Below are 823 nucleotides of genomic sequence, written 5' to 3'. Positions count from 1 at the left end.
GATTGCCCTGCCAAGTTAGCAATCAAATCGAAATATGCTCTTTCGTCCGATCTTGAAGAAATATTATAAATGTGTTCACTATAATCTTCGGCGAGGTTTAAGTGGGCTTGTATTTCCTGCTCTATTGTCGAAGAGGCAGAATAGACAAAATAGCAGCCGGTCTCTGCGCCTAAATGTTTTTTGCCTTCCATGAACGTCATGACTTTCAATGTTGTTTCTTTAAACTTAGAGTTTAGGTCGTTTACATTATAGTCGATGACTTCGCTGATGTGGTACTTCCCATTCTTCAATAGAAAGTCAGCGGAAAATCCAGATTTTTTACTGAATGAATAGTTTTGAACTACTTTATGATAGCTGAGTTCTTCGGCACTTTTTGCCAAGATATTTAAGCTTTCAAACCTGTTCTTGATTAAAGTCTGTATTCTTGATGTCCTAGGCGTCGTTTCTCTTGCGCTAAAAGGTTTCACCAGGTCATTGAAGAGCCTAAGCACCTGAGCTTCGTACTGACCGGGGTGGTCAATAGAGAACTTGGCGGGAGGACTGATAACAAAAGCACTCTTGAATAATTTAAGGAAATTCAGTAGTTCAGCGGGTGTTTTGCAGCGTTCTTGTGCCTCGGCAATAACCGCTTCCAAATCAGATATGTCAACGGCTGAAGATTCACCGTCGAGCAGTCGAAGCTTGGCTGCGCCATTTAATAGTCGGATGTCAAAGCGCGGGCTGCTATATATAAGTATGCCTATATTGACAATCTCGCCGCGCTTGGGGCTTGGCATATATCTTATGAGAGAGTAATCGTAGGTAATCATTATTACAGCATCCC

The 823-nt window shown here is 41.8% G+C and carries 1 protein-coding gene; it reads right to left on the bottom strand.

The annotated features are described in order from the left end of the window. Nucleotides 1-809 (bottom strand): DUF3037 domain-containing protein (locus HP546_RS30735; protein WP_172233774.1); only part of this gene is annotated, 809 nt, incomplete at its 3' end. Nucleotides 810-823 lie beyond the last annotated feature (14 nt).

The sequence above is a fragment of the Pseudomonas sp. CM25 genome (assembly GCF_013179705.1).
In the GTDB taxonomy this organism is placed as follows: Bacteria; Pseudomonadota; Gammaproteobacteria; order Pseudomonadales; family Pseudomonadaceae; genus Aquipseudomonas.
The sequence above is the reverse complement of the archived record's forward strand: the minus strand, read 5'-3'. Positions and strand labels throughout refer to the sequence as shown.